Here is a 13,757-nt window from a genome sequence, read left to right as displayed (position 1 = left end):
CCGCCCACGGAAGACCGGCCTGTCGGCTCCTTCCTCAGGCGGGAGGGGAGTTGAAGGCGTGATCAAGAAAATCCTGGTCGCCAATCGCGGCGAGATCGCGTGCCGCGTGATGCGCACCGCCAAGAAGATGGGCATCAAGACGGTCGCCGTCTATTCGGACGCCGACGCGCGCAGCCCGCATGTGCTGATGGCCGACGAGTCCGTTCGCCTCGGGCCCGCACCGGCCAGCGAGAGCTATCTCAAGGCCGAGCTGATCCTGCTGGCGGCCAAGGAAACCGGCGCCGACGCGATCCACCCCGGCTATGGCTTCCTGTCCGAGCGCGAGAGCTTCGCCAGGGCCTGCGCCGAGGCTGGCATCGCCTTCGTCGGTCCGCCGCCCGGCGCGATCGCGGCGATGGGCGACAAGATCGAGTCGAAGAAGCTGGCCAAGGCGGCCGGCGTCAACGTCGTCCCCGGCTTCGTCGGCGTGATCGAGGATACCGAGCATGCCGTGCGCATCTCGAATGAGATCGGCTATCCGGTCATGATGAAGGCATCGGCCGGCGGCGGCGGCAAGGGCATGCGGCTGGCCTATTCGGAACAGGATGTCCGCGAAGGGTTCGAGGCGACCAAGCGCGAGGGGCTGGCGAGCTTCGGCGACGACCGCGTCTTCATCGAGAAGTTCATCGAGAGCCCGCGCCATATCGAGATCCAGGTGCTGGGCGACCAGCAGGGCAATATCGTCTATCTGGGCGAGCGCGAATGCTCGATCCAGCGCCGCCACCAGAAGGTGGTCGAGGAAGCGCCGTCGCCCTTCGTCACGCCCGAGATGCGCAAGGCGATGGGCGAGCAGGCGGTCGCGCTGTCGCGCGCGGTGGGCTATTACAGCGCGGGCACGGTCGAGCTGATCGTGTCGGGCGCCGATACGACCGGCCAGGGCTTCTACTTTCTCGAGATGAACACCCGGCTCCAGGTGGAGCATCCGGTGACCGAGGCGATCACCGGGCTCGACCTGGTCGAGCAGATGATCCGCGTCGCCTCGGGCGAGCCGCTCGGCTTTACCCAGGACGATGTGACGCTGACCGGCTGGGCGATCGAGAACCGCGTCTATGCCGAGGATCCCTATCGCGGCTTCCTGCCCTCGACCGGGCGGCTGACGCGCTATCATCCGCCGCGCGACACCTCGCCCGGCAGCCCGGGTGCGGAGGCGCATGGATCGTGCTGCGGCCCCGCGCCCGAGCCGCAGGGCAGCGGCTATGTCCGCGTCGATGACGGCGTGCGCGAAGGCGGCGAGGTGTCGATGTTCTATGATCCGATGATCGCCAAGCTGATCACCTATGGTGCCACGCGCGACGAGGCGGCGGACCTGGCGGTGCAGGCGCTCGACCGGTTCCAGCTGGAGGGCGTCGGCAACAATATCGATTTCCTGTCCGCCATCATGCAGCATCCGCGCTTCCGCGCCGGTGCGCTCACGACCGGGTTCATCGCCGAGGAATATCCCGAAGGCTTTGTCGGCGCACCGCTGGCGCTGGACCTGTCGGCCAAGCTGGCGGCGGTCGCTGCGGTCGTCGCATCGGTAGAGGCGACCTGGGCCGGCAGCATCAGCGGCCAGCTGAGCGCGCGTCCGGACGTGTCGAACCGCTGGACGGTCACGCTGGGGGGCAACACGCATGAAGTCGCGATCGACCAGATCATGGTCGTCGTCGACAATCGCGCGATGAACGTCCAGTTCCACTATCTGCCCGGCCACCGGCTGATCGAGGCGACGATCGACGGCGAGGCGCTGTCGGTGAAGATCGAGCGGCACCGCAGCCACTGGAAGTTCACCGCCCGCGGCGCGGCGCACACCGTGCGCGCCTATCCGCCGCGCATCGCGACGCTGGCGCGGCACATGATCGAGAAGATCCCGCCCGACATGTCGCGTTTCCTGCTGGCGCCGATGCCGGGGTTGCTGACCCAGCTCCACGTCCAGCCCGGCGACCGGGTCGAGGCGGGCCAGCCGCTCGCGGTGGTCGAGGCGATGAAGATGGAGAATATCCTGCGCGCGGAAAAGGCGGCGACGGTGAAGGCGGCGAATTTCGCCCCCGGAGACAGTCTGGCGGTTGACGCCGCGATCCTCGAGTTCGAATGATCGCGCGATGAAGCTCGCACTCCCGCTCGCCGCGCTGGCGCTCGCCCTGTCCGCAACCGCTGCCCAGGCCCAGGACGAGGCGGGCGAACCCGCCTCGCCGCTGGCGCAGGACACCGCCTGGCACAACAAGCAGCAGCTGGCGCTCGCCAGCCTGAAGGCGGCCGACGGCTGGGCACCGCTGGAGGGCAATATCCGCTGGCGCCGCGTGGCGGGCACCGGCAGCGGTCGGCACCCCAAGGTGACCGACACGGTGACGCTCCACTATGCCGGCACGCTGACCACCGGCGCCGAGTTCGACAGCAGCTGGACCCGCGGCGAACCCGCCACCTTCCCGCTGAACCAGCTGGTCCGCGGCTGGCAGATCGCGGTGCCGATGGCCGCGGTGGGCGACACGATCGAGATCGCGATCCCCTCCGACTATGCCTATGGCCCGATCGGCCGCGGCCCGATCCCGCCCAATGCCACGCTGTTCTTCAAGGTCCAGCTGATCTCGATCGACACCCCGGCGGGTTGAGGCTTCCATTTCCTCCCCAGGATGCCGCGCATCCGGGGGAGGGGGACCGCGCCCGCAGGGCGTGGTGGAGGGGGCCCACAACAGCTGGGGCTGCCCCCTTCCGCCACAACCGGATCAGCCCCCTCCACCACGATGCTGCGCATCGCGGTCCCCCGCCCCCGGAGCCGCAGGCTCCTGGGGAGGAGAGGGGCGGGCCGATGTCCCTCGTTGATGCTGGTCGAAAGTTAGCCGCAGCGCGCAACCGCCCCCTCCCTTTCAGGGAAGGGAGACCTCAGTGGCGTCGATCACCCCTCGTCCCGCGCCGCCTTCAGCGCCGCCGCAAGCGACGTCGTCGCGCTCCCGCGCCGCGCGGGTTTCGGTTGTGACGGGTCGGGTGCCCAGCCGGTGAGGTAGACGATCTCGAACCGCTCGGGCACGCGTCCGTCCGGATCGGCCTTTGCCGCGAATGCCTCGGCCGCGCGTAGCAGCGCGCCGCGCGTCAGCGGCCGCGCGCCGGGCAGCAAATTGGTCGCGGCCATCCCGCGCAGGTCCTTGAGCAGGCTCCAGATGCTCGAGTAGCGCACCGTCAGCGTCTCGGTATCCGCCACCTGGAGCGTGAAGCCGGCGCGGCCCAGCAGGTCGCCGGCCGAGCGCACGTCGATCTGCGGGTGGAAGCGGGCGACCGGCTCGGCGGCCAGGAACGCGGCCTTCAGCGTCGCGAGGCTGCCCGCCCCGGCGAAGGCGCCCAGGAACAGCCCGTCGGGTTTCAGCGCGCGGCGGATCAGCGCCAGCGTGCCGGGCACGTCGTTGACCGTGTCGAGCACGCCCGCCGACACCACCAGGTCGAAACTCGCCTCCGGGAAGGGGTACAGGTCCTCGTCCGCCTGCACCGCGCCCGACTGTGCGGCAAAGGCCGCACCGGCGTCGAGCCGGGTGATCGTCGCGCCGGGCAGGGTGAAGCCGCCGTTGAAACTGCCCAGGTCGAGCACGTCGCGAAACTCGCGCTTCACGTCGGCCAGCCGCTCGTAGATGCCGTCCAGCATCTCGTCGCGCAGGAAGCCATGGTCGCGGTACAGGGCGGCGGCGCGGTCGCGGCGCTTGCGGCGCAGCGCGCGATCGAAGATCTCGGCGGATTGGGAGTCGGACACGCGGCGCTTGTGCAGCGATGCGCGCTGGGGAACAAGTCGTGCGTGCGCCTCTCGGCTCCCCTTGCCGCGCTCGTCGCCCATGCGCTGCCGCCGCGCTGCCCCGGCTGCGGCGACGTCACCGCGGCCGATTACCGGTTCTGCGCGCCCTGCTGGTCCAGCTTGCGCTTCCTCGGCCCGCCCTGGTGTGCCGGATGCCAGCGGCCGTTCGACCATGATCGCGGGCCCGGCGCACGCTGCGGCGAGTGCCTGGCCGATCCGCCGCCGCATGACGGGGTGCGCGCCGCGGTCGCGTACGGCGATGTCGCGCGCCACGTCGCGCTGCGCCTCAAATATGGCGGGCGAACCGGCCATGCCGGGACGATGGCGCGGGCGATGACCCGGCTGATGCCCGAGGGTGCCGACCTGCTGATCCCGGTGCCGCTGCACCGCTGGCGCATCTGGGGCAGGGGGTTCAATCAGGCCGCGCTGATCGCCGCGCATCTGTCGCGCGCTACCGGCGTGGCGGCGGATCCGCACCTGCTGCTGCGCCCCAGGGCCACACCGGTGCTGCGCGGGCTGGGGCCGAAGGGGCGGGCGAAGGCGGTGGCCGGTGCCTTCGCGCTGGCCGATGGCGCCCGCGATCGGCTCGCCGGGCGCCATGTCGTGCTGGTCGACGATGTCCATACCAGCGGAGCGACTTCGCGTGCCTGCGCCAGGCTGCTGAAACGCAATGGCGCGGCATCGGTGATCCTTCTGTGCTGGGCGCGCGTTCTGCATGAGGAGGCCGATTGACAAGCGGCCGCGGCGGCATCACCTCGGAGGAACGATGGCTAAGGTTGAAATCTACACGCGCGCATTTTGCGGCTATTGCGCCCGCGCGGTCTCGCTGCTCGACGGCAAGGGCGTCGAGTATCAGGAATATGACCTGACGATGGGCGGCCCGCAGCGCGCCGAGATGGTCCAGCGTGCGAACGGCCGGAATACCTTTCCGCAGATCTTCATCGAAGGCAGGCATATCGGCGGGTGCGACGATCTGGTCGCGCTGGAACGCGCGGGCAAGCTGGACGCGCTGCTGAACGGATGAGCGGTCGCGCCGCCCTGTTGCAGATGACGAGCGGGATCGATCCGCTCGCCAATGCCCGAACGATCGTCGATGCCATTGCCCGGGCGAAGGATGGCGGCGCGGCGATTCTGTTCACGCCCGAGATGTCGGGCCTGCTCGACGGCAATCGCGATCGCGCCGCGGGATCGCTGCGCCATGAGGGCGACGATCCGGTGCTGGCGGCGGTGCGCGACGCCGCGGCCAGGCACGGCCTGTGGCTCCATATCGGCAGCCTGGCGATCCTGCGCGAGGACGGCAAGCTGGCCAATCGCGGCTTCGTGATCGACGATGCCGGCGACATCCGCGCCCGCTACGACAAGATGCATCTGTTCGACGTCGACCTGCCCACCGGCGAAAGCTGGCGCGAGTCGAACAGCTATACCGCGGGCGAGCGGCCGGTGACGGTCGCCACCCCGCTGGGCGTGCTCGGGCTCGCCATCTGCTACGACCTGCGCTTCCCCGACCTGTTCCGCACCCTGAGCGACGCGGGGGCGACGATCCTGGCTCTGCCCGCCGCCTTCACCCGTCCGACCGGCGCGGCGCACTGGCACGTGCTGCTGCGCGCCCGTGCGATCGAGGCGGCTGCGTTCGTGATCGCCGCGGCCCAGACCGGCGAGCATGAGGACGGCCGCACCACCTATGGCCACAGCCTGGCGATCAACCCCTGGGGCGAGGTGCTGCTCGACATGGGCGAGGCGGCCGGGCTCGCCTTTGCCGACATCGACCAGGCGCGTGTCGAGGATGCCCGCACCCGCGTGCCCGTGCTGCGCCACCGCCGCGCCATCCCCCCGGTCGAGGCGCGATGATCGTCTTCGACCTGAAGTGCGGGACGGGTCATGTGTTCGAGGCGTGGTTCGGATCGAGCACCGCCTATGAGGACCAGCGCAGCCGCGGCCTGCTCGCCTGCCCGATGTGCGGCAGCGCCGACGTCGCCAAGGCGGTGATGGCGCCGAACGTCGCCGCCAAGGGCAATCAGCGCAGTGCGCCTGCGGTGCCCGCGATCCAGCCTCCACCCGCCCAGCCGCCCGCGCCCGCCGACGCGCCGCCCAGCCCGGAACTGGTCAAGGCCGCGCTGGCGACACTGGCGCAGCTTCAGGCGAAGATGCTCGAACAGTCGCAATGGGTCGGCGGCAGTTTCGTCTCCCGCGCCCGCGCGATGCACGCCGGCGAGGAGGACCACGCCCCGATCCACGGCCAGGCCACGCCCGAACAGGCCCGCGAACTGGTCGAAGACGGCATCCAGATCGCCGCGCTGCCCTTCCCGGTGATCCCGCCCGAGGTGAGCAATTAGTCAGCACAGCTCAGCCTTCGTCCACGCGGCGTTCTGTCCGTCACCTCGAAAAACTGGTCATCCCGGCCGCAGTGCCGGGATCCACCGGGAGGCAAATCCCGGATTAACGGCCCCGTTGATTATGATTGCGCCGGGGTGCTGCTTAATATCGATCCGCCCTATTGGGACTGTAAGACCGACTATGGCGAGGGCGTCTTCAGCCGTGCCTCCAGCGCTTGGCCGCACGCTGGGTGAGATCCGCGGGCGCTTCCCGCTTTCGTTGGACGACACTCCGGGAGGGCTTCAGTGCCTTTCCCATGATCGGGATGATGACGACCTCGACGATTGCCGCGTCGGGGGTGCGGCGCCAAGCGCGCGGCCGAGCTTGTGATCAGCAACTTCGAAGTGGGCACGCCTATCGCTTAATCTTCGCCCCGCTGCTAATCCTGCATCAGCTGAATTTTTGACGCGCCTCCGCGATGGTGTGGTCGAGAAACTCGGCGCCCAGCTTGGCAAACCCCAAAACTGATTGTGAGATAGGGCTACCAAGGTGTGTTGGCGGGACGGCGTAAGTCGTCCCGCCGTTAATCACATCACTCAGGATCAGCGAGGCGGGCTTGAAATCGATGATCGGCGTTACACGGTCCGGAGTCGCGTATTTGAAGTTAATTTGGCCACCTTTCACCGAGAATTCCGTGATGTTTAGTGGGCCCTCGCTCTGTCGTCGGATCAGAAGTGATATTCTCGACTTTGGGGTAATATCGAGACACCCATGTTCGTCTGCATCACGCGCCTGCTTGAGATAACAAAGCAGAGCATCCTTTTTTCGCGTCACCTTCAGCCGCTCGAACCACCCACGCTCTGGGCCGGTCTCCATCGCATTACCAAGCTTATTAAATGCCCTGGAATGCTCCGTCAGATACTCAGACCAAAACTGACGCGCTTGTATTAGGTTCGCCGATGTCGCCATGCCGAGGATTTTCTCTCTCGACACAGAAACATGGGCAGCGGCCATAGCCAGTACATTATAGTCCATAGTGATATTTTGCCGATGGCGGGGCGTAGCCTCAATCTCCGATCAAACGCGATCAGGTCCAGTTCGGATCAAAAGAGGTTCTGTCACGCAGCCCGGTTGAGCGCTTAGGCGCGCCGGTATGCGTCCCGCGGCCGCTCCCAATATCAACCGGTTCGGGCTTCGGTGGTGGCGGAGGGGGCGACGGTGTCGGCGGTACCGCTCTCAGGTCCATCCCTAGGCCGCCGCCGCCGTCTTATGTTCGGCAGATTAATGAGGATGTTGGAGTTATTGGGGTTTTCCCGCCTGGTATAATATATCTGGCGGGAGCAGGTTCGAACATGCGAGGTCGAATGCCGATTTCCTATCCATCCGCTCTTCCGGAAAGGGAGTACCTATTCATCGATGGCGGCTGCTTGAGGAGCAGCACCCGGGCGATGTGCAAGCAGATCTTCGGTGGAGAAAACGCGTACGAGCCCCTGATTTCGGCCATCGCCGCCGGCTCATATCACAAGGTGTTTTATTACGACGCGGTTCCCGGCCGAGATCATGGCGAGGCGCAGGCGGCGTACGAGGCTCGCGTACGCCCCGACCATGAGCGGTTTGCAAAGATCCGCGCCCTAGACCGAGTGCATGTGGCGCTCGGTTACACTGTCGGGCCAAATCGCCGGCAGAAGGGGGTCGATGTCCAGTTAGCAGTCGATATGATGACCCACGCGTTTCGCGGAAATCTGACGCGGGCTACATTGTTCGCAGGTGATGCGGACTTCGTTCCGTTGCTTCGATCATTGGTTGGAGAGGGGGTGCACGTGACGCTGTGGCATCCACCGCAGGCCAGTGAAGACCTAAAGGCTGCAGCCGACAGTACCCGCCTTTTCCAGTTCGCATCTGATCATCATTGTCTCTCACTAGACGGTCAACAATCTGGGTTCAGGGCGATCGGCGTTGAACACTCGCGTTGGCCTGAGGACGAAGGAATCACGCGCTTCACTGAGAAGGATGGATTCCTATATGCCGGGCGATGGGACGGCGGAATCCTGGACGTCTGGCGTCATGACAAAAATACCACTTGGCGACGCGTATCTTTGAGTGCGCCGGGCGCCGATCTCGAAACCGCTCTCACGGCGCTCGACGCTATTCATTCATGGGGCGTGAAGGACATTGGTGAAGCGTTTTTCGAGCCGGCTGCGGCGGCTTAGCTCCAGCAATCTGGTATGGCACCGGTATCGCAAATAGGTGCTTGTTCACGGCTCGTTCGCGATATTAGGATCGGGTTTGGCCTGAACTTCCCCCCAGCCCGAGCCAAAGGACGCAATCGCACTGAAGAGGTCAGGGGGTGATTGCTGCGGAGCCGCGAAAAAAAGTCATCATATTGTGCCCCTTTTTGTGCCCCGCTTCTTCTCGGTTCGTTGGAGTTTAGCAGCCGCGCTGAGGAAGTCGCCCCATGCGGCGTTGGGTACACGGCGCGAACAGATTGTGCCCACTGCTGTGCCGTCGTAAACCGTACCTCGCCGCGTTTTTCGCGCGCGCCGGATTGACCGCTAGTGTCGGAAAACCTACGGATTCCGCCCACGTCCCCGTAGCTCAGCAGGATAGAGCAACGGTTTCCTAAACCGCAGGTCGGAGGTTCGAATCCTCTCGGGGACGCCAATCACAGCAGGCGAGACCCGCAGGATCGACGGAATATGCAGCTCTGAATCGAGCTCAGTATTCCTGACGCGCCCATTATCATTGGAAGGACCTCGGATGCCGGAATGTGAAAGGCATGAGTTCACGAGGGGGGCGTTATGAGGTCGGTAATCTTCGCCGCTGTCTCCATAATGGCGCTGGCTGGCTGCCAGGAGCGCAAGCCCTCCTTCTCCGCTGATGCCTTCGAGGTTGCGAAGCGGGAGTGCGGAGCGAAGGACGCCTACATCATTGCAGATACGTCCAACACGATTGGATTTCGTGGCACTGCGGACGAGCATGTCGAACAGGCGAAGTGCATCAAGCAGAAGCTGGCCGGCACTGACGTGCAAACCGTTGTCCTCGGGTCGGCGATGTATGGCCCCCAAGAAGGGCCGGAAGCAGGAAAGGGCTCGAACGCTGTCCGCTGAGGATCAGCGATATCGCTGAATATAACGCGCTTCGTTACCGCAGGTCGAAGGTTCGAACCCTCTTGGGAGTGCCAGTTGCGAGGGCTCGGTTCTAGCGCGACACAATTTCAGTGCGCGTTCAGATGCACCCGTCCGGCCCGGTGCCGCCGCCATAGCCCTCGGGCAGGGGCAGGCCGACCTCGGCCTCCAGCGCCTTGTCGGCATGGCAGTAGAGCCGCTTCGCCTTGACCTCGGTCACCCGCGCGAACGCGTACGGCGTGCCGATGCCGCCGTCGTTGCGGACCAGCGCATAGATGGCGATGCTGGTCGGCGCGGGATCGGGGACGGCGTCGCCGATCGCGCGGGTCGCGACCAGCGCGAAGGTGGTTGGCTTGCCCTGGTGCATGCCGCGGGCGAAGCGGACCGAGGTGATCACGTCCTCGCCGGTGTGCGGACTGTCGGTGAAGCGGTCCTTGTCGCCAACCGTCGCGACCGATCCGTCGACCGACACGGTGTAGATGTTATAGCCCCAGGCATTGCCGTTCTCGCGGTGGTCGATCCGGATCGTGCCGGCCTTGCTGTCGCCGGCGATGTCCGCGATCCGGTTCTCTCCGCCCTTGATCGCGACCGGCTTGAGGTCGCGCCATTCCGGACCCATGGACGGGGTGGAGAGCAACAGGGCAGCGGCAAGGAGTTTCAGCATCGTGAGTCGTCCGCAACAGAGGGGTGCCGAATCTGCGCCCGCACGAGGCGACAGGCAATCGGCCGTCCGGCGCAAATGCGGTGAGTCGAGGATGGTTGCGATCCTGCTGATCGGTATCGCAGCGCTTGCCGGATGCTCGGCGCCGAAGCCCGATCCGCGTCGCGAGCGGCTGGGCCCCAATCCGGGCGAGGCGGCGCTGCGCCAGGTGGCGGACGCGCGGATCGGCGCGCAAAAATTCGGCCGGTGCGCACAGTGCCATTCGATCGAGCCGGGGGCGGGGCATCGCGCCGGGCCGAACCTGGCCGGGGTGATGGGCGCGCCGGTCGCGGGCGATGGCAGCTATGGCTATACCGCGGCGCTGCGCTCGGTCGGCGGCACCTGGACGTGGCAGTCGATGAACGCTTGGCTCACCTCGCCCCAGCGGTTCGCGCCGGGCAACAAGATGGCCTATCCCGGCGTCACCGATCCGCTCGATCGCGCCGACCTGATCGCCTATCTGGAAGCGAAGTCGCGGGGGCGCTAGGCTTTCGGCCGCCGGCGTTCGCGGAGGGCGGTGCCGACCAGCGCGCGGGTCGACAGCAGGATGCCCGACACCAGCACCGCGATCGCCAGCACGCCGACGGGCGACACGCGCACCGATGCCCGCAACACCTTGCCGTCGCCCAGCACGAACTCGGCGCTCTGCGGCTCGCGCAGCAGCTCGACCGCTGCGGGGCGCGGCGAAGGCATGGCCTCCGCGACGTCGCGCGGCTCAGCGCCAGCCAAGGGCAGGCGCGACATGGGTGAGGATGCTCTCGATCACATGCGCGTTATAGTCGACGCCCAGCTGGTTGGGAACCGTCAGCAGCAGCGTGTCCGCCTCGGCGATCGCCTCGTCCGCGCGCAGTTCCTCGATCAGCTTGTCGGGCTCGTTCGCATAGGAACGGCCGAACACCGCGCGCATATTGTCGATGACGCCGATCTGGTCGCTGCCCTCGCCGCGGCCGAAATACATGCGGTCGCGGTCGTTCATCAGCGCGAAGATCGATCGCGACACCGATACGCGCGGGGTGCGATCATGACCGGCCGCGGTCCACGCCTCGCGATAGGCGCGGATCTGCCTGGCCTGCTGGACATGGAACGGCTCGCCGCTCTCGTCCGCCTTCAGCGTCGAGCTTTGCAGGTTCATGCCCATCTGCGCCGCCCACACTGCGGTCGCGTTCGACGCCGATCCCCACCAGATCCGGTCGCGCAGGCCGGGCGAATGCGGCTCGAGCCGCAACAGGCCCGGCGGGTTGGGGAACATCGGGCGCGGGCTCGGCTGGGCGAAGCCGTCGCCCTTGAGCAGTTCCAGGAACACCTCGGCATGGCGGCGGCCCATGTCCGAGTCGCTCTGGCCCTCGGCCGGGGCGTAGCCGAAATGGCGCCAGCCCGCGATCACCTGCTCGGGCGACCCGCGGCTGATGCCCAGCTGAAGCCGCCCGCCGCCGATCAGGTCGGCCGATCCCGCATCCTCGACCATGTAGAAGGGATTCTCGTAGCGCATGTCGATCACGCCGGTGCCGATCTCGATCCGGCGGGTCTTCGCGCCGACTGCGGCGAGCAGCGGGAAGGGCGAGGCGAGCTGCTGCGCGAAATGATGGACGCGGTAATAGGCGCCGTCGGCACCCAGTTCCTCGGCCGCGACCGCCAGGTCGATCGACTGGAGCAACACGTCGGCGGCCGAGCGCGTCGCCGACTGGGACGAGGCGGACCAGTGCCCGAACGAGAGGAATCCGATCTTCTTCATCTGCTGCATCCTGCCGAAATCATCGCCACCGATCTGGCGAGCCGGCCGGCGGCCCGCAAGGCGAGGGTCGGAATTGCAGCGTTTCCGTTCGCGCGTTCAGGCGGTCCAGCCGGCCAGGTCGGGCTGCTCGCCGATCAGCGCCAGGCCATGCGCGATCGACGTCAGCTCGCCTCCGGTCGCGATCCGCTCGCTTCCGAAACGCCGTTCGAAGATCGCGCGGATCGCCGGGATCAGCGACGAACCCCCGGTCATGAACACGCGGTCGATGTCCCCGGCCGCAACCCCGGCGCGGTCGAGCGCAGTGTCCATCGCCGCCTCGATCCGGCGAAGATCCTCGCCGATCCAGCCTTCGAAGTCGCTGCGGCGCACCTCCGCCGCGATCTCGACTTCGCCGCCACAGAAGCGGAACTCGGCCGCCTCGGCGCTCGACAGCGCCCGCTTCAGCCGGCCGACCGCGTCGTACAGCGGAAAGCCCTGCTCATGCTCGATCAGCGCGATCATCCGCCCGATCGGCTCGGGATCGACCGCGTCGCGTTGCAGCTTGCGAAGCTCGTCCAGCGTGCGGCGGTTGCGCATCAGCGCCAGGCGCGACCAGTCGGCGAATTCGACGAAATAGCCGCCTGGGATCGGCAGCAGCTTGCCGAACGAGCGATAGTCGCCCCCCTTGCCCAGCATCGGCAGGACGAGGTGATCGACGATACGCTGGTCGAACCGGTCGCCCGCGATGCCGATGCCCGCCGAGGCAAGCGGAACGCAGCGGCGCTCGGCGCCCGGCTCGGCCACGCGCACGACCGAGAAGTCGGTGGTGCCGCCGCCGAAATCGGCGACCAGGATCGTGGCGGGATCGGTCAGGCGCGAGGCATAGCTGAACGCCGCGCCGAGCGGTTCGTACACATAGTGAAGCTCGACCCCGAACCCGTCGAGCATCGCGTCGTAGCGCCGGCGGGCAAGCGCGGGATCGGGCCGAGCGCCGGCATATTCGACCGGGCGGCCGACGATCACCCGCCGCGGCCGTCCGTCCAGCGCGCCGCCCGAATGCGCGACCAGCTTCTGGAGGAACAGGCGGCCGAGATCCTCGAACCGGAACGGCTTGCCGAAGATCTGCGCACGCTCGAACAGCGGGCTGGCGGCGACCGTCTTGAACGACTGGACGAAGCGGCTGTCGAGCGGCGACTGGAGGAATTCGGAAATCGCCCAGGGTCCCGCCTCGTGCGCGATCCCGTTCCAGCCGCGCTCCTCTTCCCAGAAGCACAGCGCGGTGCGGAACACCGCTCCGGTCGCCTCGTCGCCGGCGAATTCGATCAGCCGGGACGATCCCGCGCCGTCGGCCAGTGCCGCGACCGTGTTGGTGGTGCCGAAATCGAGCCCGAGCGCGCCCGTGTCGCTGTCCACGACAAGTCTCCTCTATCGGTTTCGTGAGCCCGCGCGCGCATGGCATCGGCGCGGCGGGCGCCTATGGCAGCGCCGGCCGCGAACGGCAAGCGGCGATGCCCTGTCCGGTTCGCGGCATGTGCGCCGTCTTTCCCGATATCGGCCGCGGGTGCGGCCCCTGTCGGAGAAGCTGCCCATGTCGATCCTGCGTTTCATTCCCGCCTGCGCGCCGGCCGCGCTTGTTTTCGCCGCATGTCCCGCCGCCGCCCAGGTCGTGGTGATCGGCGGCCCGTCCACCATCGGCGCTGACTCCGCGTCGGGTGTTCCGATCCGCATCGTTTCGGCCAATTCGGGCGGAATGCGCGTGTCGATCGACACCGACCCCGATGTCGCGCTGGTGTGCGACAACAAGGAACCGAAGACGACCTGCTACGCCTATGTGAAGAAGGGATCGGTCATTCGCGTGGCGATGCGCCGGCCGACCGGACCCCGCGCGATGCCGGGGCAGGGTGTCGCGCCCCAGCCGTCGCAATGGGCCTATGACTGTATCGGCACCACTGGCCCCGATTGCGTCGTGACGATGGACCGGGTGCGCACCGTGTTCGTCGACTGGTCGGCGAGTGCGCGGCGCGGGCAGTAGGAGAAGAGTGAAAAATCAGTGTCTTAAATCCTCTCCCGGAGGGAGAGGGGGACCGCGAAGCGGTGGAGAGGGAGTTTCCACGCGCG

Annotated in this window: 16 protein-coding genes and 1 tRNA gene; 11 read left to right on the top strand and 6 right to left on the bottom strand. The window is 67.1% G+C overall.

Features of this window, described 5'->3' with window-relative positions:
- The first annotated feature begins 58 nt into the window (after positions 1 to 58).
- Positions 59 to 2,110 (top strand): ATP-binding protein, encoded by a 2,052-nt coding sequence (locus TPR58_RS16320; RefSeq protein WP_346247789.1) that lies wholly within the window; start codon positions 59 to 61, stop codon positions 2,108 to 2,110.
- Positions 2,111 to 2,117: 7 nt separating this feature from the next.
- Positions 2,118 to 2,624, top strand: a complete 507-nt coding sequence (locus TPR58_RS16315; protein WP_346247788.1) for an FKBP-type peptidyl-prolyl cis-trans isomerase — start codon at positions 2,118 to 2,120, stop codon at positions 2,622 to 2,624.
- A gap of 284 nt (positions 2,625 to 2,908) precedes the next feature.
- On the opposite strand, the gene TPR58_RS16310 is transcribed toward TPR58_RS16315, so the two are convergent.
- Positions 2,909 to 3,751, bottom strand: a complete 843-nt coding sequence (locus tag TPR58_RS16310) for a methyltransferase domain-containing protein (RefSeq protein ID WP_346247787.1) — start codon at positions 3,749 to 3,751, stop codon at positions 2,909 to 2,911.
- 42 nt (positions 3,752 to 3,793) lie between these two features.
- Here TPR58_RS16310 and TPR58_RS16305 point away from each other — a divergent pair, with 42 nt between their 5' ends.
- From TPR58_RS16305 to TPR58_RS16290, 4 genes are read left to right on the top strand one after another with little or no spacing between them, the layout of a single operon-like run.
- Entirely contained in the window at positions 3,794 to 4,522 is a 729-nt protein-coding gene (locus TPR58_RS16305) for a ComF family protein (protein ID WP_346247786.1), read from the top strand.
- 34 nt (positions 4,523 to 4,556) lie between these two features.
- The gene (grxC, locus tag TPR58_RS16300; protein WP_346247785.1) at positions 4,557 to 4,814 is read left to right on the top strand and encodes a glutaredoxin 3; all 258 of its coding nucleotides are present in this window, start codon (positions 4,557 to 4,559) and stop codon (positions 4,812 to 4,814) included.
- Positions 4,811 to 5,638, top strand: a complete 828-nt coding sequence (locus TPR58_RS16295; RefSeq protein ID WP_346247784.1) for a carbon-nitrogen hydrolase family protein — start codon at positions 4,811 to 4,813, stop codon at positions 5,636 to 5,638. The genes grxC and TPR58_RS16295 overlap by 4 nt, the downstream gene beginning before the upstream one ends.
- The gene (locus TPR58_RS16290) at positions 5,635 to 6,123 is read left to right on the top strand and encodes a DUF1178 family protein (protein ID WP_346247783.1); all 489 of its coding nucleotides are present in this window, start codon (positions 5,635 to 5,637) and stop codon (positions 6,121 to 6,123) included. Before TPR58_RS16295 ends, TPR58_RS16290 begins: the two co-directional genes overlap by 4 nt.
- Before the next feature lie 430 nt (positions 6,124 to 6,553).
- Here the strand turns inward: TPR58_RS16290 and TPR58_RS16285 are convergent, their stop codons facing one another.
- The gene (locus TPR58_RS16285) at positions 6,554 to 7,138 is read right to left on the bottom strand and encodes a hypothetical protein (RefSeq protein WP_346247782.1); all 585 of its coding nucleotides are present in this window, start codon (positions 7,136 to 7,138) and stop codon (positions 6,554 to 6,556) included.
- 329 nt (positions 7,139 to 7,467) lie between these two features.
- On the opposite strand from TPR58_RS16285, the gene TPR58_RS16280 reads away from it, so the two are divergent.
- The 3 genes from TPR58_RS16280 (at position 7,468) to TPR58_RS16270 (ending at position 9,210) form a co-directional block, all read left to right on the top strand.
- The gene (locus tag TPR58_RS16280; RefSeq protein WP_346247781.1) at positions 7,468 to 8,313 is read left to right on the top strand and encodes an NYN domain-containing protein; all 846 of its coding nucleotides are present in this window, start codon (positions 7,468 to 7,470) and stop codon (positions 8,311 to 8,313) included.
- A 374-nt stretch (positions 8,314 to 8,687) separates the two neighbouring features.
- Positions 8,688 to 8,764: transfer RNA gene (locus TPR58_RS16275), tRNA-Arg, on the top strand.
- A 137-nt stretch (positions 8,765 to 8,901) separates the two neighbouring features.
- A complete protein-coding gene (locus tag TPR58_RS16270; protein ID WP_346247780.1) occupies positions 8,902 to 9,210 on the top strand; it encodes a hypothetical protein in 309 nt (102 codons plus the stop codon).
- A 118-nt stretch (positions 9,211 to 9,328) separates the two neighbouring features.
- Here TPR58_RS16270 and TPR58_RS16265 read toward each other — a convergent pair whose 3' ends face one another.
- Positions 9,329 to 9,892, bottom strand: coding sequence for a hypothetical protein (locus tag TPR58_RS16265; RefSeq protein WP_346247779.1), 564 nt, complete (start codon positions 9,890 to 9,892; stop codon positions 9,329 to 9,331).
- Positions 9,893 to 9,983: 91 nt separating this feature from the next.
- Here TPR58_RS16265 and TPR58_RS16260 point away from each other — a divergent pair, with 91 nt between their 5' ends.
- A complete protein-coding gene (locus TPR58_RS16260; RefSeq protein WP_346247778.1) occupies positions 9,984 to 10,415 on the top strand; it encodes a c-type cytochrome in 432 nt (143 codons plus the stop codon).
- Here TPR58_RS16260 and TPR58_RS16255 read toward each other — a convergent pair.
- The 3 genes from TPR58_RS16255 to TPR58_RS16245 all read right to left on the bottom strand — a co-directional run bounded on the left by TPR58_RS16255 (position 10,412) and on the right by TPR58_RS16245 (position 13,052).
- A complete protein-coding gene (locus tag TPR58_RS16255) occupies positions 10,412 to 10,621 on the bottom strand; it encodes a hypothetical protein (protein ID WP_346247777.1) in 210 nt (69 codons plus the stop codon). The genes TPR58_RS16260 and TPR58_RS16255 overlap by 4 nt on opposite strands.
- A gap of 22 nt (positions 10,622 to 10,643) precedes the next feature.
- The gene (locus tag TPR58_RS16250) at positions 10,644 to 11,660 is read right to left on the bottom strand and encodes an LLM class flavin-dependent oxidoreductase (RefSeq protein WP_346247776.1); all 1,017 of its coding nucleotides are present in this window, start codon (positions 11,658 to 11,660) and stop codon (positions 10,644 to 10,646) included.
- Positions 11,661 to 11,756: 96 nt separating this feature from the next.
- The gene (locus TPR58_RS16245; protein WP_346247775.1) at positions 11,757 to 13,052 is read right to left on the bottom strand and encodes an Hsp70 family protein; all 1,296 of its coding nucleotides are present in this window, start codon (positions 13,050 to 13,052) and stop codon (positions 11,757 to 11,759) included.
- Between the two features lie 175 nt (positions 13,053 to 13,227).
- Between TPR58_RS16245 and TPR58_RS16240 the strand changes: the two genes are divergently transcribed.
- On the top strand, positions 13,228 to 13,671 hold the full coding sequence (locus TPR58_RS16240; protein ID WP_346247774.1) for a hypothetical protein: 444 nt from the start codon (positions 13,228 to 13,230) through the stop codon (positions 13,669 to 13,671).
- Positions 13,672 to 13,757 lie beyond the last annotated feature (86 nt).

The organism is Sphingomonas rustica, assembly GCF_039652585.1.
In the GTDB taxonomy this organism is placed as follows: domain Bacteria; phylum Pseudomonadota; class Alphaproteobacteria; order Sphingomonadales; family Sphingomonadaceae; genus Sphingomonas; species Sphingomonas rustica.
This window is presented reverse-complemented; position numbering and strand designations above follow the sequence as displayed.